This is a genomic window from Zhouia amylolytica (assembly GCF_900116365.1).
In the GTDB taxonomy this organism is placed as follows: Bacteria; Bacteroidota; Bacteroidia; order Flavobacteriales; family Flavobacteriaceae; genus Zhouia; species Zhouia amylolytica.
On record NZ_FPAG01000006.1, the window covers coordinates 147,022 to 164,005 of the forward strand.

The following is a 16,984-nucleotide window of genomic DNA, read 5'->3' on the forward strand; positions in this document are numbered from 1 at the left end:
AATTTAATATGATCGACAATATAGTAAATTTATGATATAATTAGCGTAATAGCCTTACAGTTTGTTCTGGAATTTACACGATAAGAAGTGTTTTTCTTGTAGGACTTACTTCCGTCAGGGGGTACATCTAATAATTCCTCACAATAACGGCTATGAGGTCGATTATATCACCTCCTTAATTTTTGAATGCCCGGCTATTAAACTTTAAAATCAACAAACTGCAGGGCATAACTGTCTTTACCCTTTCGGTCATAGAAATTGTCTTCCGACTTTATAAGATCCTGGCAACACAAAATAACGAACCGCGAACGTTCCGGATGTTCCAATGGGTCACAGGTTAATACAATTTCCCCCATATCCGACTTCCCTTTCTGCACAACAACAGCATCACCGGTGTAAGCCATCGTTTCGTATGTATTTAGGTCGATTTCTACGACGATTACCATCAGTTCCAGGTGGGTAACCCGTTTCTTCAGTCGATCGGAGGGTTCAAGGTTCTTTATATGTAGACTGTTCGTTTCAGTAGCATACATTATTTCACCATGTAATTTCGTAGATAGGGGAGCGCCCGGATTCAGGGCGAAGTCTTTTAATAACTGAAAGCCTTTCCTGAAACCTAATCCCTTAATAAGGCTGCGCTCACCTGGTTCCGATAACGTATCCTCCTTAATGATCCTTGTGAACAACCCGGTTAGCTTTGCATACAACTTGTTTACAGAAGCCTGATAACTAAAATACTTAATTGCTGCATACACTGATTTGGCAGTCAAAGAAGCTTTTCCAAATTCTGAAACATTCTGCTTTACCTCCTTTAAACTAGGCAAGGTTTGGATCATATCCGCGGTGACGGTGACCGTCCTCCTCCTGGTAAAGGTTTTTCCATCCTTGTTGTAATAGGTGGTGTTTCCTATGCTTCCTGATAACCGAACCGGACCTTTTACTTCTCCCATAATCAATAAATTAGCGTTGATGAATAGTTTAATATAACCCTTAATTAAAACGAATCCATGAAATCTTATCTTTTTTCGACGAAAAACACTACATGAAATAGGTTTAATCCTACCGTTAAGGTAGTTTTGTACCCTCTAGGCCCGGTGCAAAGGCATAGATAAGTCATAGATAAGGCATGGATACCATAGGGTTAATATATACCTTCCATGGGGTATAAATAGATGATAATCATGTTGAACCAGGTAAATTATGCCATGAAATAGGGATATATTTGAAGAGAAAAGAATAAAAATCAATACTATTTAAAATATTTCTGCTTTTCGAACGACTATATAGTATAGCGCATCAACCAATTCATGAATCAAAAAGAAAAAAACAGTGTCATTCAACAACTTACCCGAAAGGAGGAAAGTCGCTTGGTGTACTTTTTAAAACAGTGGATTCCTAATAAGGAAGATGCCAAAGACATTGCGCAAGATGTGTTCTATAACCTGGTATTAGGGTTCGAAGAAATAAAAGATATCGATAAAATGACCTCTTGGCTTTATAGCACAGCGAGGTTTAAGGCCATCGACTTCTTACGTAAAAAGAAACCCACCCTGGCTTCGGATATGAACAGGAGCCATGATACTGAAGAACAAGCGAGCGACATCTTTGAATGGCTGCAAGACTACATCCCACCGCAACAAGAGATTGTGATGTGGCAGGAAGAGGTCTATGAAGTATTGGCAAATGCCTTGGCCCGATTACCGGTAGCTCAGCGTGATGCCTTTGTGTTACATGAAATGGAGGGGGTGCCAATGGCAGAAATAGCCAGACAGGAACAGGTATCGGTTAACACCATATTATCGCGTAAGCGTTATGCCGTTACAGCACTAAAAAAAGAATTACAACTATTGTATAACGAACTAAATGATTAAGAATATGAAAGCATTAAAAATTATCGGAGCCGTAATTCTGGGAGTTACACTCGTCGCTTTGTATGTGTTTGTGATTATGCACTTATGGAACTGGTTAATACCTGATATGTTTGGGGTTACCTCTATTACCTATTGGCAGGCAGCCGGACTGTTGCTCCTATTTAAACTATTATTCTTAGGAAACGGTTGGCGATGTAACAAAGATGAATCATCTAAGGATGACGAGGCTTATAAAGCCCACTGGAAGTCAAATTTCAGACAACGGTGGGAAGAAAAATGTAAAACTCAACAACAAAACAATGATGAATAACACTGCAACCACTTTAGATATTATGGTTTTTGCTACAGGTGTTACCTCTGTAGAACAGGCCAATATTATCCTCGAAAAACTCCTTTTACACGATGGAGTAAAACAAGCCAATTTCGATATGGAAGACGTAGACAACATCTTACGAGTAGTCTCCAGTGGCATAACCGAAAGAGAAGTAGAACAAATACTACTACAACAGCGATTGTGGTGCCGCACCCTCGCCTAAAAGGTAAGCCTTGGACAATGGATTCCTCAATATATGCGGAATGACAAAAAGCATGAGAAGCAATTTCTCCCATTTAGGGGTACAGGGGTAAGAAATTGAGATACGTCATTGCGAGCCTTTCGATAGAAAGTCGTGGCAATCTCTTTAATAATAGTAACTATCCTTCAAAAGATCGCCGCACTACACTTCGTTCCGTTCGCGATGACGGTTTGATTATAATGGTTTGAATTAATCCAGATTTTAAACCCTGCCCTAGGGTTTGGCAGGCGAGGATCCACTAATCGCAGTGAGCGTTAAAACCAGCCTTTGTCTGAGCTTCGTCTTGCGAAGTGAGTTTGGCTGGTTTAGTGAATGAGAATTAAGTGGATCGCCGAAAACCTAAGCCTAGCGTTTTTTGGTTCTTTTTTTGGCAATGCAAAAAAGAATGAAAGTGCTTTCTGGTTTTGCGCTAGCAAAAATACCTCTTGACGGGCATCCTTTCTTTTGATTCGTTTTCATTGGATGGGCAATTGCGTAGCAAATCATGAACTCTTAAATAAAGCAATAAGTAAATTGGTGAATAAAAATTCATCATGATTTCATGAAATCCACTTTAAAGCTTCATATATAAACCCTTTTCCCTTAAAAAAGATAACAACCTCTCCCAGGTAATGGTCGAATCCTTCCTTCAATAGATTCCGCAATAAATGCGGAATGACAAAAAGCATGAGAAGCAATTTCTCCCCTTTAGGTGTGCAGGGGTAAGAAATTGAGATACGTCATTGCGAGCCTTGCGATAGTAAGGCGTGGCAATCTCTTCAATGGTAGTTATCAGCCTTCAATAGATTCCGCAACAAGTACGGAATGACAAGGGACTTCGAATTCCTTCCTTCAATAGATTCCCCAATAAATGTGGAATAACATTAGAAAAATAATATTAAGAACCGAAAGTCGAAGGACTAATTCGACTTATTCTGAATCCCCTCATACAAAGAAATAACCTCCTTCATATCAGGCTCACTCCTCATAAATGGCAATCGCTCCTCTTGGGTCGGCATATAACGATACAACCAAGAAACACCCCATTTTTTATAATAAGTATCCTCTTGCTGATAAATCGAATCTGTCAGCGCTTCATCTAAGCTGATAAAACCGTAGCCCCTGTCTTTGAGCAACTTTACCAGTTGAGGTAAATAAGCAGCATTCAACGGATTGTCATGACAGAGGTAGATATGCTTTATATCACGGTTGTAGATCGTATCGCTTAGCTCCTCAAAAAACTCAAAATATTCGAGCGTCTTTTCCACGTAGGTCAAACCAATCGCTTTAGCTTTCTCCGGCTGATTATTATCGAGGTAATATTCATATATATAGTTGAACATCCAGTCCGAGCTTTCTATAGTGAATGGCGTGATCGTATAGTTGTTTGAAGAAAGAAATTCTGCTATCTGCTTGTGCTGTAAGCTGTCCTTCCCCAAGTCATTGAATGGAAACCGAAAATAGGAGAGTGACTTTTCGTATTTCTTAGAAAGTTCGCGGGTGATATAAGCCCCTTTTAAAATGTCTTCAGAAAAAGATTCAAATCCGGCTTCAGAATACCTTGAATGACTAAAGGAATGATTGGCAAGCGTAATATAAGATCTTTGACTCCAGGCATCGAGAAGGGCAAAATTCTTGGCAGTAGCACCTCCTTTATAGATTAATCCTTCGTTAATAAAAATTGCAATAGGAATTTTCAGCGAATCGAGCTGGTCCAGTAAAGGCGTTTGATAATTAGCTTTTTCGTAGGCTCTGGTATTCGGCACATCGTCGATGGTGATTGCCACCGACTTCTGCGCATGAGATTGACAAAAAGTAAGTAGTAGATAAAAAACAAAAAGACCTCTGAAATACATAAAGCATTGATTGTGAATGCTAAAATAACTTCTTTTTAATATTCTGAAAACGATAACTCCTGATAAATTTCCCTTCAGCCTCATTCACCATTAAAGGAGCTCCATTTCTTTTGGCTTGAAAATACCCTTTGAGATTGTGAATAAGCACCTTGGCTTTCTGTTGTTTTATAGCCATTTTAGCCGAAGCGATAACGGTTAGTAAAAAGCCATACCTCATTTTATACATAGCCTCCCCTTGCAATAACTTCGCTTTTTTATTGTATCCTTTCCCCGTCGGTCGTAGGTGTTTTACATTAAGCGATTCGTCTGTAAAAATGTCAAAACCGTGATAACGACATAAGAGCTCATCAACCGTATCCCATCCCATACTACTTTGTAATCCGCCAATTGCTTTAAAGCAGTCTTTGGAATAAGCCTTAAAAGCACCGCGAACATGATCTTTGTTCATAGGGTGGTTTAACAACCATTGTCCATCCGCCGCTTCCTCATAAACAAATCCTCCGGCCAGTCCCACCTTCTTATTTACAGAGAAGATAGCCGCAATACCTTCAAAATAATGAGGAGGTAAGATCAGGTCAGCATCTAGCTTTACGATAAAGTCATAGGCATCATCCAATACTTCCAGTCCTTTTTTAAAAGCATTTACAACTTTGCTACCCGGCATATGCAGCGTAGAAGAGGTCGTGTTTAGTTTCTCTATGAAATCATACTTAACAGTAAAACTGTCAATGATCTGCTCGGTACCATCTGTAGAGTGATCATTAACCACTACTACTTTTTCAGGGAGTAAGGATTGTTGGACTACAGAGTCAAGCGTTAGTTTAAGAAACGCTTCCTCGTTGTGAGCAGGGATAACTACATAATACTTCATGACGACAGTACCTTACTTTTTACGCTCAGCATAAACCATATAATAACGAGGGGTGAAACTACGTAATAGCGGACGAATACCGAGTTTTTTAACCGGATTGGTGAATTTTTCCCTCGCTTTTATTTCCCAGCCAGCCTTTTCTAACAGCCAATCAAACTGCCAGTCTTCGAACTCGTGGTAATGACGGTCCCACATATCAGTTTTACTGCGGTATGCAGGAGCAAACCATAATTTAAGCGGTATGCTGGCCACCAGTTTATCGGCTTTAATATCTTTTAAAACGTTTAAAGGCGCTAATAAATGTTCGAATATTTCGAAGGCTGTTACCACATCGTAGTCAGTGCCTTGAACCGCTTCCGTATGGAGGTCCAGATCTTCTCCTTTGGTGTTGGTAACATTGTACCCCTGTTGTTGCATAATATCGGAGAAGGGATTACTCACACCAAGATCTAAAATCTTGGCAGAAGTATCGATGTGTTCTTTTAAAAAGCTAATGGTGTGCTTATATCGTTTGTTCGGAAAACTGTTCTCGTACATGGTTTTTATCTATGGCTTACAAACATACATAATTTCTCTTCACCAGTATAGTTCTCTCATCAATCTATACAGATAAAGCCAATTACTCCGGTTGCTTCATTATATAGTCATAATCATAAAGGCTTACTTGTCTTTTTCGCCACATCGGACCTTCTAAAAATACAGGGTGGGGGAGTTGTACATCCCAATCACCTAGCTTTTTAAGAAGCGCTTTGGTTATGTCAAGACGCTCCAGTGCCAGGTCGTTTTCTTCAGTAACGTCAGTCGGTAAATGGTATAACTGTGGAAGTCGGTCCGGTAGCCTGATGAGTTTCCAGTCGCCCTCTCGGATAGCCGCACTAATGGTAAAACGCCATTTAAATTCACGTTCAGGAGTTGCATTTTTAGAACCCTGCAGAAAAGGGATAAGGTTTTCTCCCGAAAACGTATCGGCTTCTATGGTTTGTGATCCCCCGGCAAGGGCTACAAATGTGGGAGCCAGGTCTAAGGCCGATACCGGATTCTTATAGGTCTGATTCTTTTCCAAAAGACCGGGGTAACTCATAATAAATGGTACGTGAATACCACCTTCGAGCAGGATACCTTTTTGTCCCCGATACGGCGCATTATTCGACGCATTGGTGGTAACCGGTCCCCCGTTATCACTTATAAAGACAACCAGAGTCTGCTTATCGAGTTTTTCCTTTTTTAAAGTCTCCATGATCCTGCCGACATTCACATCTAAGCGATGTACCATGGCTGCATAAGTTCTACGCTTTTTATCAGCGATGTGCTTATACAATTCAAGATCCGCTTCAGTAGCCTGCATAGGCGTATGAGGGGCGTTGAAAGCAGCATATAAAAAGAAGGGATTATCGCGATGCCTTTTAATAAAGTCAATGCATTCATCACCTTTATCATCCGTTAGATAGGTAATGGCCTGTGGGGTCTTGAAATTACTTTCCAACGGTTCTTTATAACCTTTTCCATTAGGTAAGGCTTCAAAATAATCATGGCCGCCACCAGTATAACCCCAGAATTCATCAAACCCTCTTTTTAACGGATGAAATTGCGGGAGCTTCCCTAAATGCCACTTCCCGATAATACCCGTGGCGTAACCTAATGATTTGAGACGGTCGGCAATGGTGGTTTGACTGACAGGCATCCCGTTATATTCCGGATCAAAACCCGGTTGATTCCCGCCAAGGTTATTGTCATGTCCGAATTCAACCTGGTTCACACCCGTTAAAAGTCCGGCTCTCGACGGACTACAAACTGGGGCAGATACATAACCCTCCGTAAAACGTATGCCGTTTTTAGCCAGGGCATCAATGTATGGTGTCTTAATTTGTTTGCTCCCGTTTATACTTAAATCTCCAAATCCCAGATCGTCGGCTACAATAAGAATAATGTTAGGTTGTTGATCTTTTGTCTGGCCTTGTGCCACTGTTGGGAATATACCCATTAGAAGTATACAGATCATGAATAGTCTTGGCAGCCTCATTTCATAATTATTTAAAGTTTAGAGAATAGCTTAGTTGAGGTAAACATATAATATCTTGAAATGAATGCAAATAGTTTACTACCAGTTTCATGCAGTAACGGTACGAATGAGTCACCATTAATTTTTGCGAGACCGTGACTTTCTTTTGGTATTTTCTTTATTCTTTACATAAATGAGTTTATGACGACTTTTAGAAGTTTCCCGCTCTTCGATTTCAAAGGTTCCCGTCGATTTAATAAGTGGAGTAAGTTTCTGAAAACCGTAGTTTCTGGAATCGAAACTCGGTCTCTTTTTCTGAATAAGATTTCCGACATCACCCAAAAATGCCCAGCCACTCTCGTCCGATAGATCCTCGATTGAAGTTGCTATGAGTTTAATTTCTTTAGACGTCAGCTTGTCGAATGAATCTTTTGCGCTGCTTTTGTCCTCTTCAGTCTCTTTTTTGTTGTTGGTTTTTAATACCTCTACATAGATGAACTTGTCGCAAGCTACTATAAAAGGATCCGGTGTCTTTTTCTCCCCAATACCTAATACATGCATTCCGGCTTCTCTTAACCTGGTGGCCAGTCGGGTGAAGTCACTATCGCTGGAAACCAGGCAAAATCCATTCACCTTTCCGGAATAGAGGATGTCCATAGCGTCGATGATCATAGCTGAATCTGTCGCATTCTTTCCACTCGTATAACTGTATTGTTGTATGGGAGTGATGGCATTTTCCAATAGCATGTTTTTCCATTTGCCAAGTCTGGGGGATGTCCAGTCACCATAGATACGTTTAATGGTCGGATTCCCGTATTTGGCAATCTCTTCCATCATTTCTTTTACATAAGCAGAGGGGATGTTGTCTCCGTCGATAAGGACGGCAATATTTAAATCCATAAACGTTTTATTTATTTGAGTACATGCCTAAGAAAGACATGATTTTCCTCTAAGATACTATTAATTGATGATTTGATATGGAATTCTTCGGATTAACCTCAAATACGGGGATTTTATAATTTTCCTAAGGGAAATAAAGACGTCGGCATTAATGCAAAAACTGACTCCGGCTGCCTTTTACAAAAGCATACGCATCGTCTATTTCAGACACATCAAAATAACGTTCTTGTCTGCCCTTGCTGGCACGCTCAAAAAACAGATTATCTATAGGTACGAGGGCTTTTAAGATTTTTGAATGCGCTACAATGGCAATATGCCCCATATGCTGATAGTTTCTTAAAGACCATAATACATCTTCAAAGAAAGCTTTGGTGCTTGTCTTGGATAATTTCATCTCATCCAGTTTGATCATAACATTGATACTGTCGAAACCTGCATCCCTTTTTTGCTGGAAAAATTTTTGACAAAGCTTTTCGTCGTTCTCTGTAAACCCGTCAATAACCTCCAGGGCCAACACGTTGTTGGTAAATGTTTTTAACTGCTCTACCATTTGATGCTACTTTAAATTATACTTGATTATGAATCTCAGTTACAAGTTAATAGATATAACGTTAGGGAACAAATTATCAGGGCAGACCTTATTATGAATGCCTCAATAATTGATTTTGTCACCTGGCTCATTAATCTTTTAAATATTTAATTCTTCTGCCTATTTCCATGTCTTTAGCCACCGCAGGTTGTAATTTATCACTATCGATGTTAAAGTCATATGTATAAGGAGCATCATGCATCAGGGTAATGGAATTCATGATTAACAAGGCTTCCACCGGATCGGTGCTTTCATAAAGAGCTTTCGTCATTACTGGTGCTGGATCTTCGGATTTCGTAAGGCCCAAAAATTCGGCAGCTCTTACTTTATTGATAAGTTCAGGGTCGGTGCTTAGAATGTTCTCTATAGTTCCGGCCAGTGAAAGAGCCTCCGCTCCAAAAGCACTGCAACTGATTAATGCCCAGTATCTTTTCCATGGGTCCTTAGCTTTCAAAGCCGTTTGAAGTTGCGATTTGACTTCTTCAAAAGGATTTAACGAATAGTCCGCGATGGCAATATAAGTTTCAATGTCACTTTGATGTTTCTTCCCGAAAGCCACCGGATTATCAAATGCTTTTTGCCTTAAATAGAATTCAGGAAAGAAAGAAAGGTCAGGCGTTCTGGTGACCCATTTCTTTAAGCCTTTTCTCAGCGTTAAAAGGGTGTCCTGATAAGCAGAGTCGTTAGCCAGGTTCTTGGTTTCATAGGGGTCGCTCTCCAGGTCGAATAATAATTCGGCCGGTCGCGATTCGAAAAATGCAGCTTGTGCCAGATTTAGAGTGCCTTCCTCATAGCGTTGCTTCCATTCCTGATAAGCCAGTTGACGGTAACGATATTCATTGAATAAGCCGTCGTAATTAAAAGGTTGATAGCTTCTGATATATTTGAACCTCCCTTTGCGATAGCTTCGCACCAGGTCGTACTTTTCGTCAAAACGATCCGCATATCCGAAACTCTCATCTCGGGTGTTTAGCTCTGTCAGGTTTACCCCATCTCCCATAAAAGGCTTACCGTCTATTTGTTCCGGAATAGAAATACCTGCTAAGTTAAGTACCGTAGGAGCCAGGTCAATAAAGTTTACAAAGCCGTCAATGCTGCTACCATGGTTGGCAGGCGCCAGATGTTGGTATTTCTCCGGAACATAAACAACCATAGGAACATGCAACCCGGTTTCATATAAATAACCTTTACTACCCGGTAGCACGCCTCCGTGATCACCGTAATAAAAAATAAAAGTGTTTTCTAATAAGCCATCTTGAGCCAGGTCGTTAACAACAGAACCTACTAATGAATCCAGTTTGACGATCTGGTCGCGGTAGCGAGCATTCGTATATCTGAAAAGTTCAGAGTCAGGATGGTTTGGCAATACGAATACACTGTCCTTGTTAGTGATCGTAGGTCGTTTTTCCAATTGCTCCTTTTTGAAATGTAAACTGCCTTCATGGGTATTAGCAATGTTCTGAACATGAAAGAAAGGTTGTCCGGGCTTTCTGTGCTTCCAGCTAGCCTTTTTTGATGATTCGTCCCATACACTGTCACCTTTAATATAGTTGTAGTCTTCCTTGTTGTTATTGGTGGTATAGTAGCCATGAGCTCTCAGGTAGACAGTAAACATCTGCAGCTGTTCAGGCATAGGAACCAGCTTCATTCTCCGGTGAAACTGAGTGCCCGTTCTTGGCGCATAACATCCGCTGATAATCGTCGAACGAGCCACGCTGCATACAGGAGCATTAGAAAAGGCATGGTTAAACTTAAGACCTTGCTCCGCCAGTTTTTCAATATTCGGAGTGGCAACCCCATGGGGATCAAAAAGTTTCATGTAGTGTTTAGAATTGTCCTCTGAAGTAATCCAGACAATGTTAGGTGGGGGTACGGAAGATTCCTCCTTTGTTTTACATGATGTAAGGTTTAAAACAGTGAAAATTAAAGCGAGAACAGCAAAGTGTTTATGCATGATAGCCAGTTGGTATTGGTCAGTTAGAGCCCAATATAAATAAAAACTGTGATAGGATTAAGTAGACCCTACCACAGTTTAACCATCTAACTATGCGTAATTAAATTATTTTCCGAAAGCCTCGCTCACTTTTTCAAGGAACAACATTTCAGCATAAAACTGCCAGTCAAAATTAAGTGACTGATTGGCCAGGTGAACATGATGATCCTGGTCTAAAATATAATTGTCCGGCTTGTTGAGTTTACGAGTCTTACCGTATACTGTTTCCAGTTCTGCTCTTAAGCTTTTAAACTTTGCTGGTAATTCCTTAACCTCTTTTGCTAAGGCTTCTTTGATTGTTGCATCAGTTGCCATGTCATACTCCTCTAGAGTTAGAAGAGCGCCGGTAGTGAATTGAACCAACTTATTTACTTGTTCATAGATCTCCAGTGTATACTGATTTCTAATGGCTGTAGCTTTTGCTTTTTCAATTTGTTGGGCTATTTTTTCAGTGGCAGCAAATGCGTCCTTTGCTTTTACCAAACGTTCCTGGTGCGCTTCCGACCACTTACCAGGTGCCTCTGCATCAGGCAGGTCGATCACCACCTTGGTCTTCGCTTCTTCGTTACGACTAATATAGTTTCGAGAGTTTCCTTTTAATAAAGCATTTTTCCAATAAGCAACCGGTCCTTCAAGATCGTCAATGAATGCATATGAACTATCAGCCATTTTATTAGAAAATGCTCTTTGTCTGTAAAGCGATTTAATGGCTTCCTTATTCAGCTTATCACCACTCCAGGTATATTCCGCAAAGGCTAAAATACCACGGTTAAATAATTCGAAATGAGGAGAATCATCATCCCAAAGCGTCAGTAATAACCCATTCAGATTGTTCTTGATAGAAGAAACCGCAAAGGATTTAATAGGATCAATATTGCTTTCGTTTTGTGGCATAAGTACCCAACGTGTTTGTCCGGCAGTAGCGCCCATAACCTGTAGGCCATTATCAGTAAACCATTTCATGGCTTTCTTATTTCCGTATATTTCCGGATTCGTATAACTCCATCTCATATAGATGCAGTTTTTAGGGAATTGCTCCAGGAAGTCCTCTAGTTTCTGACCATTAGCAGCCCATAATGAATCTGTTTTTTCAACCGTAAAATTTGTGTTATGCGTAGGGCCATAAACTCCTGCATTTTTTAATGGCATATCATCCCAGAAAATTGGAATACGATTATGCTTTTCAGCAAAGTCAGTTACTTTATTCAACCAGATCAGCTGTAGCTCTAAAGCCGATTTACCGCTGTTTCTTCCGTTGGTGTGTACTTCATCACCTCCAATATGTAAATACTTACCATGGGGAGTCGCTTTAATAGCGTCCTCATAAAGATCAAATTGTACTTCATAGGTCTTTTCATCAAGCGGATTAAAAGCCCAGTCACTTTCAGGATCGTCTCTTAGGGCTTTGTATTCATCATGCTTTAATATAAATGACGCATGACCTAATCCTTGGATTAAGGGGCTGATCTCTATATGTCTCTCCTTTGCATAGTCACTTAATTTGCTCCACTCTTCAATAGTAAAGGCATCCGCAGAAGCAACTACAGGTTGTTGCTCAAACTTCAACTTGTCTTCCATCTCAACAATAATCCCATTAATCTTGTAATGAGCTAATTTATCGATGAGTTTGTAGTAGTAGTCCTTGGTTTCTCTATGATGTTTGATGTCGAGATGGATCGCCCGGTAGGCTAACAGCGGATAGTCTGTAATACTGCAAACAGGCAAATTCACCTGCTGCTCATTGGCATCCATCATGAGTTGTTCTAAACTTTCGAATCCATATAATAATCCGGCTTCGTCCTTCGCAGTAATACGAATCTTGTCTTTGCTGATCTCAAGTTCATATCCTCCGGCATTCATGTCGAGATCAGTGGAAATACTTATTTCAAGTGTGGCATCTGCTTGACTTTCCGAAGCACTCAACTCTTCAGATAGTTCTGTCTTGGGTAAGGCCAGGCCAGCCTGTAAATAATATGACGTTACATCAGAAGGTGCCAGCTCACTCGCTCCATTAACAGTAAACTCCTGAGGTGTAGGCAGTAGTTTAAAATCACCTAATTTGTTTTCCTTCTCTGTGCACGAATTAAAGAGCAATAAAGAGATAATGGAAAAGGCAAATAATCTATTTTTCATAATAAGGTTCGATATGTGTTTTCGTAAAAGTAAACTTGTTTTACGAATACTCAAAATAAAACGAACACTTTAACTTTATGAATAATAAGATTTTGAAAATTTATTAGGCTAATAAACAACTAAACGAAATGAATTAGCATTGATAAACAATTGCATTCAGGTTCATTCCGGCACCTACACTGGCAAACATAATAATATCTCCTTTTTGGATTTGTTGGTTTTCCAGCTGTTGGTTGATGACCATATCAAAGAGGGTAGGGATTGTAGCTACAGAACTGTTCCCTAATTTATGTATGTTCATAGGCATAACTCCCTCAGGAACGGGTGTTTTATAGGCTCTGTAAAACCTTTTAATGATTGCCTCGTCCATCTTTTCATTGGCCTGATGAATGAATACTTTTTTCAGATCCTCAATGGCAACACCGCTTTTCTCCAGACAGCTTTTCATTGCCTTCGGCACCTCCGTAACAGCAAATTCGTAAATCTTTCTTCCGTGCATTTTGATATATCGGGTGTCTTCTTCAATAGACGCATTATAAGACTTCCCAAAGAATAGGAAATAAGCCTCTTCAGCGGCAAAAGTAGCAGATTCATGGGCAAGAATTCCTCCTGGTTCATCGGTATGTTCGATAATCGCAGCACCTGCACCATCAGAATAGATCATAGAATCGCGATCGTGCTTGTCTACAACTCTTGAAAGTGTTTCTGCACCAACAACCAGGCACTTCTTGGCAATTCCTGCTTTGATAAAAGCCTGCGCCTGGATCACTCCCTCTATCCAACCCGGACAACCAAAAATAAGGTCGTAAGCCACACATTTAGGATTCTTAATCCCTAAGGAATGTTTTACCCTAACAGCCAGGCTCGGTAAGGTGTCTCCTTGTACTGTGCCGTGTCTGACATCACCAAAATTGTGGGCTATAATAATATAATCTAAAGTTTCCGGATCTACCTTTGCACTTTCAATAGCTCTTTCAGCAGCAAAATATGCCAGATCGGAAGTATTTAAATGATTCTTGGCATAACGTCGTTCCGCTATTCCCGTAATATCTTTGAACTTATCAATTATGATATCATTTGAAAACTCAAACTTAGCACCATTCTTATCCAGAAATTCGTGTTCTGCAAAATTACTGTTGCATGAAACTTCTGAAGGGATGTAACTCCCTGTACCACTTATCTTAATTCCCATTTTGCTATGTTTAATTTTATGTAAATTTCGGTAATTCGCACTTGTTTTATTATGCGGGCATAATAAATTATACGACGTTCAAATTAATTTCCTCAAGATGAGGATTCCTTTTCGAAAAACAAAAGAGCCCTTCAATTTTCTTTGAAGGGCTCTTGTTTATTGGTGTTTTGAAAGTATTGTTATGCCTCTATGTAAGTTTCGATAGGAGCACAAGTACACATTAAATTACGGTCTCCAAACGCATCATCCACTCTTCTTACCGAAGGCCAAAATTTATTTTCAGCAATGTATTCTAACGGATAAGCAGCTTTTTGTCTGCTATATGGATGCTTCCATTCGTCGTCTGTTAACATTTGAAGGGTGTGAGGTGCATTCTTTAATACGTTATCCTCATCATCTGCTAATGTATCTATCTCTTCTCGGATTGAAAGTAAGGCATCACAAAAACGATCTAGCTCCTGACGGCTTTCACTTTCTGTTGGTTCAACCATAAGGGTTCCTGCAACCGGGAATGAAACCGTTGGAGCATGGAATCCGTAATCGATTAAACGCTTTGCGATATCTACTACTTCAATTCCGTTCTTTTTATAAGGACGACAGTCAACGATCATTTCGTGAGCCGCACGACCACGTTCTCCTGTGTAGAGGATATCGAATTTGGTCTCTAAACGACTTTTGATGTAGTTAGCATTAAGGATTGCATTAATAGTCGATTGCTTTAATCCATCAGCTCCTAGCATCTTGATATAACCATAAGATATTAAGCATACAAGTGAACTACCCCATGGAGCTGCAGAAATAGCTTCAATGGCATTGCTTCCACCTGTAGGAATAACAGGGTTAGATGGTAAAAACTCTACTAAATGCTCCGCTACACATATCGGACCAACACCAGGACCACCACCACCATGAGGAATGGCAAATGTCTTGTGTAGGTTTAGGTGACAAACATCAGCGCCAATAGTAGCAGGATTGGTTAATCCAACTTGGGCATTCATATTCGCTCCATCCATATATACTTGTCCGCCGTTATCGTGAATGATCTGTGTGATCTCCTTGATAGATGATTCAAATACCCCGTGTGTAGATGGGTATGTAACCATTAAAGCAGATAGATTGTCTTTGTGTTTTTCAGCTTTTTCACGTAAGTCATCAACGTCAATATTTCCACGGTCATCAGTTTTGGTAACCACAACCTTCATTCCGGCTAATACCGCCGACGCCGGATTGGTACCGTGGGCAGAAGCTGGAATTAAACAGATGTTTCTGTGTCCTTCACCACGCGATTCGTGATACGAGTGAATAGCCATTAAACCGGCATATTCTCCCTGCGCACCAGAATTTGGCTGTAATGAAGTACCGGCAAAACCGGTAATTACGTTAAGCTGGTGTTCTAATTCTTTCAGTACAGTTTGATACCCTTCAGCCTGCTCTACTGGAACGAATGGGTGAATATTAGCCCATTGCGCCATGCTTAAAGGAAGCATCTCAGTAGCTGCATTCAGCTTCATAGTACACGAACCCAATGAAATCATAGAGTGGTTCAGAGATAAATCTCTACGTTCTAATTTTCTGATATAACGCATCATTTCAGTTTCTGAATGATACGAGTTGAATACTTTTTCCTGTAAGAAAGAAGAACTTCTTTTAGTGCCGTTAATAGTAGAAACATCACTTAGCTCAGTGATTGCCTCAGCTTCTTTACCAGCTACTTCAGCAAAGATCTTTACAATAACATTTAAATCGTCAATATTAGTAGCCTCATTTATAGAAAGTGCTACGTGATTGTCGTCTATATAAAGGAAGTTTACTTCATGACTTTCAGCAGTAGCTTTAACTTTAGCAGCATCAGCTTTAATTAAAAGTGTGTCAAAGTAAGACTTGTTAAGTTGTTCAAATCCTAATTTCTCTAATGAACCAGCCAAAGTAACTGCAGAACCATGTACTTTGTTAGCAATATATTTTAATCCTTCCGGACCGTGATATACTGCATACATACCTGCCATAACCGCTAATAACACTTGCGCTGTACAGATATTAGAAGTCGCTTTATCTCTTTTTATGTGTTGTTCTCTGGTTTGAAGTGCCATTCGAAGTGCACGGTTACCATCTTTGTCTTTAGAAACACCGATGATTCTACCAGGAATGTTACGCTTATATTCTTCTCTTGTTGCAAAATATCCGGCGTGTGGTCCTCCATATCCTAATGGAATACCAAAACGTTGGGTGGTTCCAACCACGACATCCGCATCAAATTCTCCCGGAGGAGTTAATAATACCAAACTTAAGATATCAGCTGCAACAGCAACTTTTATGTCTGAAGCATGAGCCTTTTTTACAAAGTCTTCATAACTTAAAACTTCTCCGTGCTTTGCTGGGTACTGTAGTAGAGATCCGAAGAATTCACCTGAGAAATCGAATTCACTGTGGTTTCCTACAACTAGCTCAATTCCCAATGGTTTTGCCTTGGTCGTTAAAACAGCAAGTGTTTGAGGTAATACTTCTTCAGAAACGAAAAACTTATGGGTGTTTTCTTTTTTCTGTGTTCTGCTTCTTAGGGCAAATAGCATGGTCATTGCTTCTGCAGCAGCAGTAGCTTCATCCAATAATGAAGCATTGGCAAGTGGCATACCGGTAAGATCACAGATCATGGTCTGGAAATTTAATAAAGCCTCTAAACGTCCTTGAGCAATCTCTGCTTGATAAGGAGTATAGGCCGTATACCATCCCGGGTTCTCAAATATATTTCTCTTAATTACTGAAGGGGTGAAAGCCTCGTGATAACCAAGTCCTATATATGATTTGAATAATTTGTTTTTAGATGCCAGTTGAAGCATGTGGTAAGAGTACTCGCTTTCACTTAATCCAACGGGTAGCTCTAAGTCTTTCTTTAACCGTATGCCATCCGGTACGGTTTCATATATTAACTGCTCAATGCTATCAACACCAATGGTTTTTAGCATGTGTTCGATGTCTGTTGCTCTTGGGCCAATATGACGTAATGCAAAAGAATCTGTTTTCATGTG

At 40.1% G+C, this 16,984-nt stretch carries 14 protein-coding genes; 3 read left to right on the top strand and 11 right to left on the bottom strand.

Annotated features, from left to right (window positions below):
• Nucleotides 1-197: 197 nt before the first annotated feature.
• Nucleotides 198-950 carry a hypothetical protein gene (locus BM361_RS10935; RefSeq protein WP_074978836.1) on the bottom strand — a complete coding sequence of 251 codons (753 nt, stop codon included), beginning with the start codon at nucleotides 948-950 and terminating at the stop codon, nucleotides 198-200.
• A 357-nt stretch (nucleotides 951-1,307) separates the two neighbouring features.
• Between BM361_RS10935 and BM361_RS10940 the strand changes: the two genes are divergently transcribed.
• From BM361_RS10940 to BM361_RS10950, 3 genes are read left to right on the top strand one after another with little or no spacing between them, the layout of a single operon-like run.
• Nucleotides 1,308-1,871, top strand: a complete 564-nt coding sequence (locus BM361_RS10940; RefSeq protein WP_074978837.1) for an RNA polymerase sigma factor — start codon at nucleotides 1,308-1,310, stop codon at nucleotides 1,869-1,871.
• A 4-nt stretch (nucleotides 1,872-1,875) separates the two neighbouring features.
• Complete coding sequence (locus BM361_RS10945) at nucleotides 1,876-2,181, top strand: hypothetical protein (protein WP_139226706.1); 306 nt, start codon at nucleotides 1,876-1,878, stop codon at nucleotides 2,179-2,181.
• Entirely contained in the window at nucleotides 2,171-2,407 is a 237-nt protein-coding gene (locus tag BM361_RS10950; protein WP_083425929.1) for a hypothetical protein, read from the top strand. The genes BM361_RS10945 and BM361_RS10950 overlap by 11 nt, the downstream gene beginning before the upstream one ends.
• 938 nt (nucleotides 2,408-3,345) lie before the next feature.
• Here BM361_RS10950 and BM361_RS10955 read toward each other — a convergent pair.
• The 10 genes from BM361_RS10955 to gcvP all read right to left on the bottom strand — a co-directional run bounded on the left by BM361_RS10955 (nucleotide 3,346) and on the right by gcvP (nucleotide 16,981).
• The gene (locus tag BM361_RS10955; protein WP_254785807.1) at nucleotides 3,346-4,365 is read right to left on the bottom strand and encodes a polysaccharide deacetylase family protein; all 1,020 of its coding nucleotides are present in this window, start codon (nucleotides 4,363-4,365) and stop codon (nucleotides 3,346-3,348) included.
• A complete protein-coding gene (locus tag BM361_RS10960) occupies nucleotides 4,301-5,152 on the bottom strand; it encodes a glycosyltransferase family 2 protein (RefSeq protein ID WP_074978841.1) in 852 nt (283 codons plus the stop codon). Before BM361_RS10960 ends, BM361_RS10955 begins: the two co-directional genes overlap by 65 nt.
• A 12-nt stretch (nucleotides 5,153-5,164) precedes the next feature.
• Entirely contained in the window at nucleotides 5,165-5,689 is a 525-nt protein-coding gene (locus BM361_RS10965; protein WP_038260673.1) for a methyltransferase domain-containing protein, read from the bottom strand.
• Nucleotides 5,690-5,771: 82 nt separating this feature from the next.
• Complete coding sequence (locus BM361_RS10970; RefSeq protein ID WP_083425930.1) at nucleotides 5,772-7,172, bottom strand: sulfatase-like hydrolase/transferase; 1,401 nt, start codon at nucleotides 7,170-7,172, stop codon at nucleotides 5,772-5,774.
• A 117-nt stretch (nucleotides 7,173-7,289) separates the two neighbouring features.
• Nucleotides 7,290-8,051 carry an NYN domain-containing protein gene (locus BM361_RS10975; protein ID WP_074978842.1) on the bottom strand — a complete coding sequence of 254 codons (762 nt, stop codon included), beginning with the start codon at nucleotides 8,049-8,051 and terminating at the stop codon, nucleotides 7,290-7,292.
• A gap of 148 nt (nucleotides 8,052-8,199) precedes the next feature.
• On the bottom strand, nucleotides 8,200-8,601 hold the full coding sequence (locus BM361_RS10980; RefSeq protein WP_074978844.1) for a SpoIIAA family protein: 402 nt from the start codon (nucleotides 8,599-8,601) through the stop codon (nucleotides 8,200-8,202).
• A gap of 130 nt (nucleotides 8,602-8,731) precedes the next feature.
• The gene (locus BM361_RS10985) at nucleotides 8,732-10,594 is read right to left on the bottom strand and encodes a sulfatase family protein (protein WP_074978845.1); all 1,863 of its coding nucleotides are present in this window, start codon (nucleotides 10,592-10,594) and stop codon (nucleotides 8,732-8,734) included.
• Between the two features lie 105 nt (nucleotides 10,595-10,699).
• A complete protein-coding gene (locus BM361_RS10990) occupies nucleotides 10,700-12,766 on the bottom strand; it encodes a glycoside hydrolase family 20 zincin-like fold domain-containing protein (protein WP_074978847.1) in 2,067 nt (688 codons plus the stop codon).
• A gap of 133 nt (nucleotides 12,767-12,899) precedes the next feature.
• Nucleotides 12,900-13,958 (bottom strand): 3-oxoacyl-ACP synthase III family protein, encoded by a 1,059-nt coding sequence (locus tag BM361_RS10995; RefSeq protein ID WP_074978850.1) that lies wholly within the window; start codon nucleotides 13,956-13,958, stop codon nucleotides 12,900-12,902.
• Between the two features lie 179 nt (nucleotides 13,959-14,137).
• Complete coding sequence (gene gcvP / locus BM361_RS11000) at nucleotides 14,138-16,981, bottom strand: aminomethyl-transferring glycine dehydrogenase (protein WP_074978852.1); 2,844 nt, start codon at nucleotides 16,979-16,981, stop codon at nucleotides 14,138-14,140.
• Between the last annotated feature and the right edge of the window lie 3 nt (nucleotides 16,982-16,984).

Excerpts from the sequence above, each read along its gene's own strand:
- BM361_RS10935 (WP_074978836.1), bottom strand. The coding sequence starts at position 950 with ATGGGAGAAGTAAAAGGTCCGGTTCGGTTATCAGGAAGCATAGGAAAC.
- BM361_RS10940 (WP_074978837.1), top strand. The coding sequence starts at position 1,308 with ATGAATCAAAAAGAAAAAAACAGTGTCATTCAACAACTTACCCGAAAG.
- BM361_RS10945 (WP_139226706.1), top strand. The coding sequence starts at position 1,876 with ATGAAAGCATTAAAAATTATCGGAGCCGTAATTCTGGGAGTTACACTC.
- BM361_RS10950 (WP_083425929.1), top strand. The coding sequence starts at position 2,171 with ATGATGAATAACACTGCAACCACTTTAGATATTATGGTTTTTGCTACA.
- BM361_RS10955 (WP_254785807.1), bottom strand. The coding sequence starts at position 4,365 with ATGAGGCTGAAGGGAAATTTATCAGGAGTTATCGTTTTCAGAATATTA.
- BM361_RS10960 (WP_074978841.1), bottom strand. The coding sequence starts at position 5,152 with ATGAAGTATTATGTAGTTATCCCTGCTCACAACGAGGAAGCGTTTCTT.
- BM361_RS10965 (WP_038260673.1), bottom strand. The coding sequence starts at position 5,689 with ATGTACGAGAACAGTTTTCCGAACAAACGATATAAGCACACCATTAGC.
- BM361_RS10970 (WP_083425930.1), bottom strand. The coding sequence starts at position 7,172 with ATGAGGCTGCCAAGACTATTCATGATCTGTATACTTCTAATGGGTATA.
- BM361_RS10975 (WP_074978842.1), bottom strand. The coding sequence starts at position 8,051 with ATGGATTTAAATATTGCCGTCCTTATCGACGGAGACAACATCCCCTCT.
- BM361_RS10980 (WP_074978844.1), bottom strand. The coding sequence starts at position 8,601 with ATGGTAGAGCAGTTAAAAACATTTACCAACAACGTGTTGGCCCTGGAG.
- BM361_RS10985 (WP_074978845.1), bottom strand. The coding sequence starts at position 10,594 with ATGCATAAACACTTTGCTGTTCTCGCTTTAATTTTCACTGTTTTAAAC.
- BM361_RS10990 (WP_074978847.1), bottom strand. The coding sequence starts at position 12,766 with ATGAAAAATAGATTATTTGCCTTTTCCATTATCTCTTTATTGCTCTTT.
- BM361_RS10995 (WP_074978850.1), bottom strand. The coding sequence starts at position 13,958 with ATGGGAATTAAGATAAGTGGTACAGGGAGTTACATCCCTTCAGAAGTT.
- gcvP (WP_074978852.1), bottom strand. The coding sequence starts at position 16,981 with ATGAAAACAGATTCTTTTGCATTACGTCATATTGGCCCAAGAGCAACA.